This is a genomic window from Polyangiaceae bacterium, from assembly GCA_016715885.1.
Taxonomy (GTDB): domain Bacteria; phylum Myxococcota_A; class Polyangia; order Polyangiales; family Polyangiaceae; genus Polyangium.
The window spans coordinates 580,008-593,565 of sequence record JADJXL010000020.1; the positions used below are offsets into that span (position 1 = coordinate 580,008).

13 protein-coding genes are annotated in these 13,558 nt (G+C 61.5%); 11 read left to right on the top strand and 2 right to left on the bottom strand.

Features of this window, described 5'->3' with window-relative positions:
- Positions 1–106: 106 nt before the first annotated feature.
- Positions 107–3,727 carry a DNA polymerase III subunit alpha gene (gene dnaE / locus IPM54_27705; GenBank protein ID MBK9263578.1) on the bottom strand — a complete coding sequence of 1,207 codons (3,621 nt, stop codon included), beginning with the start codon at positions 3,725–3,727 and terminating at the stop codon, positions 107–109.
- 207 nt (positions 3,728–3,934) lie between these two features.
- On the opposite strand from dnaE, the gene IPM54_27710 reads away from it, so the two are divergent.
- From IPM54_27710 to IPM54_27735, 6 genes are all read left to right on the top strand, one after another.
- A complete protein-coding gene (locus IPM54_27710; GenBank protein ID MBK9263579.1) occupies positions 3,935–5,086 on the top strand; it encodes a hypothetical protein in 1,152 nt (383 codons plus the stop codon).
- A gap of 231 nt (positions 5,087–5,317) precedes the next feature.
- A complete protein-coding gene (locus IPM54_27715; GenBank protein ID MBK9263580.1) occupies positions 5,318–5,932 on the top strand; it encodes an OmpA family protein in 615 nt (204 codons plus the stop codon).
- Between the two features lie 219 nt (positions 5,933–6,151).
- On the top strand, positions 6,152–6,586 hold the full coding sequence (locus IPM54_27720; protein ID MBK9263581.1) for a cytochrome c: 435 nt from the start codon (positions 6,152–6,154) through the stop codon (positions 6,584–6,586).
- Between the two features lie 134 nt (positions 6,587–6,720).
- Entirely contained in the window at positions 6,721–7,170 is a 450-nt protein-coding gene (locus IPM54_27725) for a hypothetical protein (GenBank protein MBK9263582.1), read from the top strand.
- Positions 7,171–7,484: 314 nt separating this feature from the next.
- Positions 7,485–7,664: a hypothetical protein gene (locus IPM54_27730; protein MBK9263583.1), complete on the top strand. Its 180-nt coding sequence runs from the start codon at positions 7,485–7,487 to the stop codon at positions 7,662–7,664.
- Positions 7,665–7,696: 32 nt separating this feature from the next.
- Positions 7,697–8,776, top strand: coding sequence for a TIGR04552 family protein (locus tag IPM54_27735; GenBank protein ID MBK9263584.1), 1,080 nt, complete (start codon positions 7,697–7,699; stop codon positions 8,774–8,776).
- A gap of 345 nt (positions 8,777–9,121) precedes the next feature.
- Here IPM54_27735 and IPM54_27740 read toward each other — a convergent pair whose 3' ends face one another.
- The gene (locus tag IPM54_27740) at positions 9,122–9,880 is read right to left on the bottom strand and encodes a Crp/Fnr family transcriptional regulator (protein ID MBK9263585.1); all 759 of its coding nucleotides are present in this window, start codon (positions 9,878–9,880) and stop codon (positions 9,122–9,124) included.
- Between the two features lie 173 nt (positions 9,881–10,053).
- Here IPM54_27740 and IPM54_27745 point away from each other — a divergent pair, with 173 nt between their 5' ends.
- From IPM54_27745 to gmk, 5 genes are read left to right on the top strand one after another with little or no spacing between them, the layout of a single operon-like run.
- Complete coding sequence (locus tag IPM54_27745; protein MBK9263586.1) at positions 10,054–10,566, top strand: DUF507 family protein; 513 nt, start codon at positions 10,054–10,056, stop codon at positions 10,564–10,566.
- Between the two features lie 10 nt (positions 10,567–10,576).
- Positions 10,577–10,894: a hypothetical protein gene (locus IPM54_27750; GenBank protein ID MBK9263587.1), complete on the top strand. Its 318-nt coding sequence runs from the start codon at positions 10,577–10,579 to the stop codon at positions 10,892–10,894.
- A 35-nt stretch (positions 10,895–10,929) separates the two neighbouring features.
- On the top strand, positions 10,930–12,000 hold the full coding sequence (locus IPM54_27755) for an SDR family oxidoreductase (protein MBK9263588.1): 1,071 nt from the start codon (positions 10,930–10,932) through the stop codon (positions 11,998–12,000).
- 9 nt (positions 12,001–12,009) lie between these two features.
- Positions 12,010–12,888, top strand: a complete 879-nt coding sequence (locus IPM54_27760) for a YicC family protein (GenBank protein MBK9263589.1) — start codon at positions 12,010–12,012, stop codon at positions 12,886–12,888.
- A gap of 49 nt (positions 12,889–12,937) precedes the next feature.
- Positions 12,938–13,558 (top strand): guanylate kinase, encoded by a 621-nt coding sequence (gene gmk, locus IPM54_27765; protein MBK9263590.1) that lies wholly within the window; start codon positions 12,938–12,940, stop codon positions 13,556–13,558.

Consider the following 13,558-nt stretch of genomic DNA (forward strand, 5'->3'; position numbering starts at 1 on the left):
ACATCTGTACGGCTCTTTCTCCCCCTCTCCGCTTGCGGAGAGGGGGTCGGGGGGTGAGGCTCTCTCCCCCTCTCCGCTTGCGGAGAGGGGGTCGGGGGGTGAGGCCCTAACGCAGCTCCGCCACCTTCTCGCCGAAAAGCTTCTCCAAGCTCGCAAGCATCACGTCGCTCGGTGAAACCTGCAGATCCCTTCCCAGCGCAAGCACCGCTTCCGCTCCATCGTCGAGCTGAATCAGCAATTGTACCGGACAACCTCCAGGGCTCGATTGCAACACTCCCCGTAGCTTGCCGATGTGATCACGCGTCACCTTCTTCGCCACGAGCTTGATGCGCACATTCTTCGTCTCCGAACGAATCGCATCCGCGAGCATCACCACTTCATCGAGCATCAGCGTCGGATCGCGCGGCCCCGCGTTTTCCTCGTCCCCCTCGTCCACTTGCGGAAAACTCACCTTGCCCGAAACCAGCACCGGCTCTGTCCCGCGCAAAATCTCGCCGTACGCCTCGATCTGTTTGTCCCGTACCTTCACCTCCACGCGCCCCGACGTGTCTTCGAGGTGAAAGAATGCAAGCTTGCCGCCGCCCTTCATGATCTTCTCGCGGTAGCCCTCGACCATCCCGGCCACGCGCACCTTCGCCCAAGAATCCTTTGACGCCAAAGCACCCGTCGGTGTGACGTCGAAACGTCCGAGCTCCGCACCGTAACGATCGAGCGGATGCCCCGAGACGTAAAATCCAAGCGACTGCTTCTCGCGCAAAAGCATGTCGCGCAAATCCCACGGCTCGCACTGCGGATACTCGTCGAGCTTCTGCTCTACGACGGGACCCGCTTTGGCAAAGAGACCAAACAACGACGTTTGCCCCCGCTCGCGATCCTTGCTCGCACTTCGAGATCGCTCGAGCGCTTGATCGAGCGCGGCAAATGCCCGCGCCCGCGTGATGCCTCGTGCCGAAAGCGTCGCGTCGAACGCTCCGGATTGCACCAGCGATTCGAGCACACCCTTGTTCACCCGCCGCGGATCGATGCGCTGCGCAAAGTCGAACAGATCCTCGAATGGCCCGCCCGATTGACGCACCTCCAGGATCGCCTCGAGCGCCGATTCACCCACGCCGCGAAGCGCTCCGAGACCGAAACGAATCTTCGGCTCGAGACGATCCTTCACACGCGTACGTTTTTTGTTTTTCGGTGAACCATTTGCAGACGGCGTCGAATAAATGACCGAGAAGTCGATCTGCGATTCGTTGATGTCCGGCGGCAGGATCTCGACGCCCCACGCACGCCCCTCCGCGATGATGCGAACGACCTTTTCAATCTTGTCGCGATCGGCCGTCATCAGCGCGCACAGGAATTCGACGGGATAGTGCGCCTTCAAAAACGCCGTTTGGTACGTGATCAGCGCGTACGCCGCCGAGTGGCTCTTGTTGAAGCCGTAGCCCGCGAAGTACTCGAGCAGCCCGAAGATCCGCTCGGCATCCTCCGCCGCCACGCCATTGTTCACAGAGCCGTCGACGAACGTTTGCTTCTGCTTCGCCATCTCCTCGGGCTTCTTCTTGCCCATGGCGCGCCGGAGCAGATCTGCGCCGCCAAGCGTGTAGCCCGCGAGCTTCTGCGCGATCTGCATGACCTGCTCCTGGTAAACGATGACGCCGTACGTCGGCAGCAGGATCTCGTCGACCAAGTCGTGCATCTTCGCGATCGGCTTGCGACCGTGCTTGCAGTCGACGAAGTCCTTCACCATGCCGGTGCCAAGCGGTCCCGGCCGGTAAAGCGCCACGGCTGCAACGATGTCTTCGAAGTTCGTCGGACGAAGGTCCTTGAACAATTGCTGCATGCCACTCGATTCGAGCTGGAACACGCCCGTCGTATCGCCCGACTGCAAAAGCTGAAATGTTTCGACGACATCCGGAACGTTGTCGTTCATCGGGATCTTGGCGATGTCGAATTCTTCGCCCGCGGGTTTGTCTTTCTGGTCCGGCCGAGCTCGGATGAGACGCACCGCGATGTCGACGACGGTGAGCGTTTTGAGCCCCAAGAAGTCGAACTTCACGAGGCCCGCGGCTTCTACGTCGTCCTTGTAATACTGCGTGACGAGCGATTCGCCGTTCTTGAAACACGGCACGTGATCCCACAGCGGCCCTTCGCTGATCACGATGCCGGCCGCGTGCATGCCCGCGTGTCGCGTGAGCCCCTCGAGCTTCTGACCTTGTGTCAAAAGCTCCCGTACCGTTGGATCACTTTCGTAAAGCGCCTTGAGCTTGGGCTCGATGTCGAGCGCTTCGGGGATCGTGTACATCTGCCCCGGGCCTTTTTGCGGAATGAGGCTCGCGATCTTCTGCGCCTCGTTCGCAGGAAAGCCCATGGCACGCGCAACGTCCTTGATGACGCTACGAGCCTTCAGCTCGTGAAACGTCGCGATCTGCCCAACGCTCGTTTTGCCGTACTTTTCAGCAACATAACGAATGACTTCGTCGCGCCTGTCCATGCAGAAGTCGACGTCGAAGTCCGGCATGCTGACGCGTTCCGGATTGAGGAAACGCTCGAAGAGGAGGTTGTAGGGGATCGGGTCGAGGTCCGTGATGCGCAGTGCGTACGCGACGAGCGATCCCGCACCGGATCCACGTCCCGGACCGACGGGAATCCCGTGTTCTTTGGCGTGTCGAATGAAGTCCCAGACGATGAGAAAGTAGCCTGGGAATTTCATGCCGATGATGATGTCGAGCTCCATGTCGAGCCGCCTCCGGTAGGAAGCCTCGTCCACGGAAATCCCCACGCGCCGGCCCTCTTCGAATCGTCGCGTCAAACCGTCATGCGCCACTTTCCGGAAGTACGAATCCGTGTCGTACCCTTCCGGCAAGGCGAACGTGGGCAGCATGGGTTTGCCCAGGACGAGTTTCAGGCCGGCGCATCGTTCGGCGATGTCCAGCGTGCTTTTAATCGCACGTGGATAGTCCCTGAACGTATGCGCCATCTCGTCGGGCGACTTGAGGAACATCTCGAAGCTTTGGTGGTGTGCTTCGAAGGCATCGGCATAGGAGCGGTTGGCGGCGATGCACGAGAGGTAAAGGTGGCCTTCGCCGTCCTCGCGGTTGGCGAAGTGTGCGTCGTTCGTGGCGACGATCGGCAAGTCTCGTTCGGCCGCGAGGCGCGCGAGGATGCCGTTCAAGACGGGTTGTTCGACGAGCCCGTGGTCTTGCAGCTCGACGTAGAGACTTCCGGGCTCGAACGTCTCGACGAGTTTGTCGAGCATGGTTCGGGCGTCGTCTTCGCCCGATTCGAGCGCGCGTTGAGCCAGCACGCCGCCCATGCACCCGGACAAACCGATGATGCCCTTGTTGTTCTGCGCGATGACGTCAAGCGTGACGCTCGGAGCCATGCCGCTTGCTGGGGTCACGTGTCCCTCGGACACGATCCGCACGAGGCTTTTGTAACCTTCGGCGCTCGACGCGAGCAGAACGACGTGATCGACGGGTGCGTCTTCGGACTTGCCAGCGCCTTCGCGAGCGCGGTTTCGTGCGACGTTGACCTCGCATCCGAGGATGGCGCCGACTCCGGCATCTTTGCAGGCTTTGTAAAGCTGAATCGTGCCGAACATGTTGCCGTGGTCGGTGAGGGCCACGGAGCGCATGCCGAGCGCTTTGGTTTTGCTTACGAGGTCCTTGATTTTGAGGGCCCCGTCGAGCAGCGAGTATTGCGAATGGACGTGGAGATGAACGAACTCGGCTGCCACTTTTGCCCTCGGTAGCTTGGGGCGATCCACGTGGCGCTGCCTCGTATGCCGTCGCGCCAACGCCGGCAGCTCTCGAGGCTGCCGGATCGCCCTTGCTGAAAAGCTCGGTGCATGGCTAGCATGCGGCCCATCCACGAGCACTCGATTGGCTGCCGTGCGCTTCGCGAACGACCCGGGAATCCGGTTCGAGAAAGTGAGTTCCGTCCCATGCTACGTACTTCTCTTTTGGCCGCGTTCGCGGCGACATCGCTTGCGGTGATTGCAGTCGGCTGTGGCCCGGATGCCACGTCGAACCCGAACCCCACCCCTGTTGACGAGACAGGCATCGTTCCGCCGAAGGAGCCCGAAGGGGCGATGGCATGTGCCGACCCTGGCGGGACCCACGCCGTAAATGAGTTGTTCTTGGGCGATACCGATCGCGACGGCACGCCCAACCCGACAAACGGCTGGAAGACCTACGGTTTCAACCTCGACGGTTTGAAGTCGAGCAAGACCTCGACGAACCTCTGTAAGCCGCGCGCCGGCGGCTCTGCCGCGGCGGTCTACCCCGATGGCACCGACGGCATCGACAACTCGTTTGGCAAGAACATCCTTCCGATCATCCTCGGACTGGCGTCGGATTTGAGCACGACGGCGAACGAGTCGATTCAGAAGGGCGAGTTCACGCTCATGCTCGACTTCTCGAAGCTCGGCAAAGACTGCAACGCCGCATCAGCGAAGCTTTATGCCGGTGCGCAGCTCGTCGACGCGATGGGCATGGACATCGCGCCGAAGTTCGATGGGAACGACGAGTGGCCCGTTTCGCCCGAGCTCTTGAGCAACCCGGCGGATGTGACGTCGTCCAAGATCTCGTTCCCGCAAGCGTACATCGCGGGCAATACGTGGGTCTCGGGCACGAAGGGCACGGTCGCGCTGCAGCTCACGATCAGCGGCTTCACGATCTCGCTCGATATTACGAACGCGTACATCACGCTCGACCTCGGCGATGGCAACACGTCGGGCACGAACGGGACGATCGCCGGCATTCTCGACACCGAGCAGCTCGTCTCGCAGATCGGCAAGGTTGCCGCAGCGTTCGACACGTCGTTCTGCGATCCCGAGTCGCCGACGCTCGTGAGCATCTTGAACCAACTTCGCCAAGCGTCCGACATCATGAAGGACGGCTCGCAGAATCCGGCGGCCGAGTGTGATGGCATCACGATTGGCCTCGGCTTCAACACGAAGTCCGTCAAGCTTGGAGGCGTCGCTAAGCCTGGAGCAGCTCCGCCCGATCCCTGCGCCATGGGTGGCGCCGGTGGTGCCGGTGGTGCCGGCGGCGGCGGTGGTGGCGGCGCCGGTGGTGCTGGCGGCGGCATGTGATCCGTCGCGAAAAACTTTGATGTCGATGGGCCGGGGCTTCCTACCCGGCCCGTTGACTGGTAGCAGTCGTCTCACGGAGGGGGGAATCCGACCCAGGTTTAGAAAACGCCATTCACTTTGAACAAACCTGTTAGGAAACCGTCCCAGCATCGTTTCGCTTGAAAACTTGCTCGATGGCGCCGGGTGCTGATGCCTCGATCGCGCCGTGCATCTCAGAGGAGAACCGTTTCTATGCGTAAACTCGTCGCTCCCGTTCTGTGTACGTTCCTGATGATCTCCGCCGTTGGCGCGTTGTCTGGCTGCACGGCATCTGCATCCATCGGCGGCGGTGCAGACACCCCGCCCCCCCCCCCGCCTCCGCCCCCGCCGCCTCCGCCCCCGCCGCCGCCGGCTGCTGCGCCTGAATTCAAGATGGAGGGCAACAAGCTCTCGTTGCCAGGCGCCATCGTGTTCGAAACGGGCAAGGCCGCGATCAAGATGGACGACGCGGGCACCATCACCGTGCTCGACCTCGTCAAGGCGTACCTCGACGCCAAACCGCAAGTCACCAAGCTGCGCATCGAAGGCCATACGGACAGCGTTGGTGATCCCAGGAAGAACCTCGAGCTCTCGGGGGCTCGCTCCCTCGCCGTCGCCAAGTACCTCGTCGGCAAGGGTGTCGACTGCAAGCGGCTCGTCCCCACCGGGTTCGGCGACACGCGTCCCGTGGGCGACAACAAGACCGAAGAGGGCAAGGCCCAGAATCGCCGCACGGACTTCATCAACGCGGAGCTCAAGGGCAAGGCCATCATGGGTTTGCCTGTCGACGCCAGCGCTCCGGTCGTGAAGGACGCCTGCGCACCGTGACGCATTGGACGCTCGCTTGAACGTCGTTCAGGCGCGCCAATCCCGATCGCGGTCCCATCGAGCCCGTGGTTGCTCATCGCAAGAGCGCCGCGGGCTCGATGCTTTTTCACGTCGAAACTCCTTTCCCCCTTCGCCAATCTCGAGCAACAGTTTCCACCCGTGCTCGTTCGCATCCGAAAAACGCTCGCCAACCGCGCTCGCTTCCGTCATTGCACCGTCATGAAGGTTCGATTCGCCGTGTCGCTGCTCGTCGGCGTCTGCTTTGCGCTCGTCACGTCGGCGTGCGGTCGTTCAAGCGACGTGCGCGAGTGGCAGGCATCCGATCACGAACAGCCCACAGGACAACCAGGCCAAGTGGCTGCCAAGCCGGGTTCGTCCAGCCAAGCAGGCTCGGACAAGAGCCTCGTGGAGCTCGCTTGGGCGCGCAACTGCGCAAGCTGTCATGGTCCCGTTGGTCGCGGCGACGGCCCGCAAGGTCCGATGATGCGCGCGCCCGATCTCACGCGCAGCGAATGGCAGTCACAGGTGACGGATGAACAGATGGCCGAAGTGATCCGCAAGGGCAGAAACCGCATGCCCGCATTCGAAGCGCTTCCGCCGCAAGTCATCACGGGTCTCGTCGCTCGCATTCGCGAAAACCGCTCTCCCCGCTGAGCGATCCTCGTCAAACGCGCAGTACATCGACAAACTCCGCGGGCAAACGGGCTCGGCGCCAAGGTTTGCCCTTGTTGACTTCCCTGCCCCAGAACTTCACCCTCAACAGCGCCCGCTGCCGCAACACTGCGCCGATGACCACCCAAGACACGACCGACCCGCCGGCTTCCAGCCCCGAGCCCTCGAACAGCTCGCCACCACCGCGTCGCAGACGTTTCCTGCCGCTCCTGCTCGTCGCAGGTGCCATCGCAAGTCTCGCACCGCTTGCGTCGCTGCGTCCGAGCGAGCACCAAATCGACTTCCGCATCGAGGACGATGTCGCGTCCGTCACGCGATTCGACGTCGACTGGACACGCATGGACGGCGACGTCCCAGGTGATGTCGTCGCGGGCAGCTCGCGGCGTTTCGAGCGTGGACGTGCACCGGAAATCGTGAATGTAACCGTGCGTTTACCGAACGGATCGTACGCGCTGGACATCCGGATCGAACATGTCGATCACACGGATGCGATGCAGCGTCGCGTGACGCTTGGCGACGCCGATCGAATCACAATTCCGCTTCGCGCAGATGCCGTGCGTCCTTGAAGCATCACTTGCGGCTGCCAAGACACACTCGGATGACCTAGAATCGACTTTGATAACTGACCCCAAATCATTGTTTTTATTGTCTTTTTTATCAACTTTAAGGTTTGCCCCGATCCGTGGAACGGATCGTGTGACGAATTCGCTTGATGCCGCGACAAGATTCACCCTACTTCTTGGCCCGTTGTCTTGGGGTGTGTCACCTTATCCTACATGCTCTTATCTGTCGGCGACACACACACCTTATCTCCTTGGGAGGAGAGTGTCGCGGCGGAGGCGGTGCGCGTAAGCGCGCTGCCAGCACTGACGGAGGACCGATGAAGATCACGCCCTGGTATTTGGCTGCGCTCGCTCCTTTTGCTGCGATTGGTTGCAGCGGCGCCTATCTCGGACATGCGGCTGTCGTAGTTCTCACAATCGGCATCTTCTACGGCACGTTGTCGCTTGGACGGACGCCCAACACACCTCCCCCTTCGCCTCCCAACGCGCGCGTGTGAAAGACGCGTTTCAGGACTGAGTCCAGCGCGCCATGACCTACGACACCGTCGGTACCCTGAAGGGCATCGATGAGCTCACCTTGATGGATCTCGAGGCTGTGCGTCTCGTGCTTCGAGGTGACTCGGTGGTCGACTGGCATCGTCTGCACGTCGAGTCCGAGGAGCAGGCGCGAAGGCTTCTCGTGGCGCAGGACTTTCGCCCGGACGAACCTGCGGATCGCGCACGGCTCGAAGCCATCAAGAACGAAGCCATCGCGTATTTACGGCGTCATTTCGAGTTTCCCATTCCGAAGCCCGTCGCTCGAGCTTCCGTCGAAGAGATCCTCATGTTGGCGTCGGGCAAAGGGCATCGACAGCTCTGTGCCTGCACGATCTTGAAGGCGATGCACATCATCCATCACTTGGATGGGCGCGAGCTTCTGTTCTCGATCCCGATGTCCGATCAGGACGTGTTTCATCTCGTCGAGGAGAAGGTTTATCGCGTCGTTGGCGGGATGCTGGCGGCGGGTTTTCCGATCACCGAATTCGTTGGTGGTCGAAAGAACAAGGACTCGCTCTACACGAAGCTCTTGTCGAAGTCGGACACGGTGGCTTCGGCCATTTACGACAAGCTGCGTTTTCGCATCGTGACGCGTGAAGCCGACGATGTGCTGCCGATCCTGCACTATCTGTCCGAGCGGCTCTTTCCGTTCAACTACGTGGTGCCTGGGCAGAGCATCAACACGGTCTTTCATTTCCGTAGTTATTGCGAAAGCCACGCGTACTTGCGGGCGCTGGTGAAGGGCCTTCAGTCGGGCGTCGATGACGGCATGACGCTGAGCAACAACTCGTTCAGCGATCAGAACTATCGCGTCATTCACTTCGTCGTTGACATGCCCGTGCGTTTGCCGCCTGAGATCATGGAGCTTGCGCCACCGGCAGCGTGGTCGCTCGGGCCCATCGTGTTCGTGCTGTGCGAGTTTCAGATCATCGATCGCGAGACCGAGGCGGCCAACGAGCTTGGGGATGCGAGCCACGCGAAGTACAAGGAGCGGCAGAAGGTTGCCGTGATGCGTCGGCTGAAGCTTGGGCGAGGCGCGCCACCGAGGCCGCAGACGAAGCGGCCGCGTTGACGTAGCGATCATCCGGGGGGAGCGTCGCCACGGGTTGACGAAGGTTTCTCGCCGCGCCGCGGCGCTGAGTTAAAGAGACCGTCTCAGAACTCGAAACGTGCGTCCTTGCCCCAACCCCGCGCGGGGTTGAAACCCCGCGCTACACGTTCAAAAGTCCCTCACTACCGTTCGGGACTGGCGTTGTCCGGTTTGGGATCATCGTCGAGAATTGACGGCCATTTCGCAGCAGATACACATTCTCACGATGCGGGATGACGCTAGTCCGAGCGCGGCAGCGCGAGGACTTTTTAATGTGTAGGGGCGGGTTTCAACCCGCCCCGGGGCTGGATCGCAACCTTGTGCCGGTCAAGTACGCGTCTTCAAGCCTTCGCGGTCGAGCACGACGATGCGGCGACGATCGACCTCGATGATGCCCTTGCGGCGCAGTTCGCCGAGCGTGAGCGTCACCGTTTCGCGCGTCGAGCCGATCATGCTGGCCATTTCCTGATGCGTGAAGGGCGCCGAGATGAGCACGCCACGCGGATCCGGGATGCCCCAGCGGCCAGCCGCCTTCAGGATGAACTCGGCGAGACGTGCTTCGACGTTGCGGAAGAGCATCGAGGCGAGGCGTTCTTCCGTTTCCGCGTTGCGTTCGACGAGCGACGTGAGAAGCGCGTTCGCGAAGGCAAGATCGGTGCCCATGAGGCTGCGCACGGTGGCCATCGGGACGACGAGAGCCTCGACGTCTTCGGTGGCGATCGCGCTTTCGCGGTGGTTCGGGATGCTACCGAGGGCAGCTTCGCCGAGGAGGTCGCCCGCGCCGCGGTAACCGAGCGAAAGCGTGTGGCCTTCGTTCAGCGCGCGAACCAAGCGGACGCGGCCGCTGCCGATCATGACGATCGAGTTGGCCGGATCGCCTTGCGTGACGAGCGGACGACCGCGCGTGACGCGTTGAACCGTTCCCGAGTCCGAAAGCATCGTTTGCGAAGCGGCGGAAGCAGCACTTCCAACCGCTCCACGTCGCAAAATCCGACGCTTGCGCGCATCCGGATCGAGCCCCCCGTCGTTGCCGACCGCTCCGGTGCGTGCCGCTGCGTTCGGTGCCATCGCATCCTTACCCATCATATCGATTGCTCCTACTGGTGTCGTGGTGCGTCATTTCGCCGTTCGGGCCCTAAAAAAAACGCCGTTGCGTTGACATCTCCGAAGTTTGGCCCGTACCTTTCGGCATCGGTCCCCGGAGAACCCTCTCCGGCGGGGGCCGCTGCCCCGCTCACCTCCCAGATACGGATCGTTGGATGCGCCTCTTTAGCGGTAAAATTACTCCCCTCAGTGAAGAAATCGTAAAGACCCTGGCAGACGCGGGGGATGTCGAATGTGAGGACCGCAAAGAGGTGGTCCGCGACATCGAGTCGGTCTTCTCCAGCTACCTGGCCACAGACCGGGATGTCATGGAAAAGGCAAAGACGACCCTCGAGTCACGCGGCCTACCTCAGTCCGAGTTCGGCCGGATCCGCAAGATCATCGCCGAGCAAAAGGGCATCAAAGTCGGCGAAGACATGCTCGACTACTTGCTCGACCAGTGTATCGAGATGCTGCTGCACTCGAACAACGTCGACGAAGTCTTCGTGGCCGACCACGACCTTCGTCGAAAGATGCGACCTCTCCTGAAAAAGTACTTGGCTGCCGACGAAGAGCTCGACACCGAAGTACGAAGCAAACTGAAGCATGTTCAGGAAGGAACGCGTACGTGGGAAGTCGAGTACAAGCGTATCGCGAGCGAAATTCAGCGCCGAAAGGGCCTGACCTGAGGAGCGGGAAATGGGTTGGATTCCCAAGGTCGAACAAAAGCGCCACTTTTGTTACAAGTGCAAAAACGAGCTGATCTTCGAGGTCAAGCTTCAGCGCCAAGACAACTGTCCGCACTGCGGCGTGGACATGCACTGCTGCAAGAACTGCGAGTACTGGGATCCGTCGGCGCACAACCAGTGCAAAGAACGGATCGCCGAGTACATCCCGGATCGGGAGAAGGCGAACTTCTGCACGTTCTTCACGTTCAAAAACGGCGTCCCCGAGGATACGTCCGCGCAGATCGCCAAGTCCAAAGCGAAACTCGACGATCTTTTCAAGAAGAAGTAGCAGACCGCCGCGGCGGCTCGAGCATCTGAGTCGGCATGTCCAATCCTCGTTATCTCGTCACTGGTGGAGCTGGCTTCATCGGCTCGAACATCGTCTCCGCGCTCGTAAGCGCAGGCGAACGCGTCCGTGTGCTCGACGACCTCTCCACCGGTTCCTGGGAAAACCTTGCAGCGCTGGAGAGTTCGTCGTCCGTCGAGCGCATCCAGGGTGACATCCGTAACGCCGACACCGTCGCCCGCGCGTGCGCAGGCGTCGAAGTCGTGCTCCATCAAGCAGCGCTCGGATCGGTCCCTCGCAGCATCGACGATCCCATCACGAGCGACGCCGTCAACGTCGGGGGCACGGTCACCGTGCTCGATGTGGCTCGAAAGCAAGGGGTGCGCCGCGTCATTTTTGCAGCGTCGTCCGCGGCGTACGGCGACACGGAAGTGCTGCCCAAGCACGAAGACATGGCCCCGAGGCCGCTGTCACCTTACGCCGTGACGAAACGCGCGTGCGAACACTACTGCGAGGTGTTCGCCCGAATTTACGGACTCGAAACAATTTCGCTGCGCTACTTCAACGTCTTCGGCCCGCATCAAACGCCCGAAGGCGTGTACGCCGCAGCGATCCCGCGCTTCGTCGATGCAGCGCTCGCGCAAAGACCCATCCGCATTTTCGGCGACGGCGAGCAGACGCGCGACTTTTGCTACGTCGACAACGCCGTCGCAGCGAACCTGCTCGCTGCAACGACGCCGCGAAAATTGACGGGCGAGATCGTCAACATCGCAGGCGGACGGCGCGTCAGCTTGAACGCGCTCTGCACGGAAATCGGCCGCGTCATGGGCCGCCGTCTCAGCGTGCAGCACGAAGATCCGCGGCCGGGAGACGTCCGCCATTCCCTTGCAGACGTCTCGCGCGCGAAGGAGCTCATTGGTTACGAGCCCAAGGTTCGCTGGGAAGAAGGCCTCGAGCCGACGATTCGGTTCATCGAAGCCTTGCGCTCGTCCGGTCTTGCTGCCGCTGCCCGGCTCGTTGCAGCATCTCGGCCGGCTCGTACGCTCGTTTTTGCACACAACAACCATGGTGCGGTCAACGCGGTTGCCGCGCGGCCCGAGGCGACGTAGGCGCACTGCATGCGCAGCATGACGGGATTCGGACTTGGCGAAGTGCCGCTCGGACAGGGCCGCGTGCTTGCCGAGATCCGCTCCGTCAACCAACGATTCCTCGACATACGCGCACGCTTGCCGCGCGAGATGGCGGAGCTGTCGCTGTTCGCCGAACAAGTGATTCGCGAGCGGCTCCGCCGAGGTCGCGTCGAGCTCGTCGTGCGCACCGAAGGCCCGTTTCTGGCGCACGCAACGCTCGATGTCGCGCGCGCGAAATCCGTCTTTCAGCAGCTCTGCACGCTGCGTGACGAGCTCGCGCCGGGAACCGACCTTCCACTGTCCGTGCTTGCTGCCGTGCCCGATCTTTTCGTGCCGCCTGCGGGTCCCGAATTGGCAGAAGTGCGAGACGCAGTTCGTCGTGCGATCGAGGCATCGATCGTTGCGATGGAAGCGATGTGTCGTGCAGAAGGCGAAGCGCTGCTCGCGGATCTCACCGCGCGTTGTCAGGTCCTCGCGAAACTGCTCGATGACGTAGCGGCACTTGCTGCATCGTCGCGTGAAGCTGCGCAGCGCAGGCTCCACGAACGCCTCGAGCGCCTTTTGTCTTCGACCGAAGTTGCCATCGATCACGGACGGCTCGAGATCGAAGTCGCGCTGCTCGTCGACAAGAGCGACTTCAGCGAAGAAGTCACTCGTCTGCGTAGTCATCTCGAACAGGTCGATCGCGTGCTTGCGTCGGGCACGACCGAGCCTGTGGGCAGACGGCTCGACTTCCTTCTGCAGGAAATGGTACGCGAGGCCAATACACTCGGCGCCAAAGCGCAGGACGCTGCGATCTCGCAGCTCGTCGTCAGCATGAAGGTCGAGCTCGAGCGGCTTCGCGAACAAGTGCAAAACGTCGAATGACGATCATCCACGAAGGACCACGACGAGTGCGCGATCAGGGCGTAACGACATGAGCGATTTTCTTCTTCTCATCGTCTCGTCTCCATCGGGGGCGGGCAAGACGACGCTCTGCAACCGGCTTCGGTCGGAGTTTCCGGGCCTCCGTTTCTCCGTGTCGCACACGACGCGCAAGCCGCGGCCGAACGAAGTCGATGGGCGCGAGTATCACTTCACGGACAAAGACACGTTCACGCGCATGATCGACGTCGGCGCGTTCGCCGAATGGGCGCACGTGCACGGCAATTTGTACGGCACGAGTTTGTCCGAGATCGAAGTTGCCAGAAAAACGGGCACTGGAGTGCTGTTCGACGTCGACTACCAGGGAGCTCGGCAGATCAAGGCCCGCATGCCCGAGGCTGTTGGTGTGTTCATTTTGCCCCCTTCCCTCGCAGAGCTCGAACGACGCTTGCGAGGACGCGGCACCGAAGACGAACCGACGACACTTCGGCGTTTGCAGGCAGCGAAGGGCGAAATCGAGCATTACGGGTTCTTCGACTACGTGATCGTCAACGACGACATTCAACGCGCTTACGACAACCTGCGCGCGGTGGTTTTTGCGGAGCGATGCAAACGCGATCGGCATGCGCTCCTGTGCGAGGAGCTCCTCGCCGAAGGAAAGGTCGGCAATTGA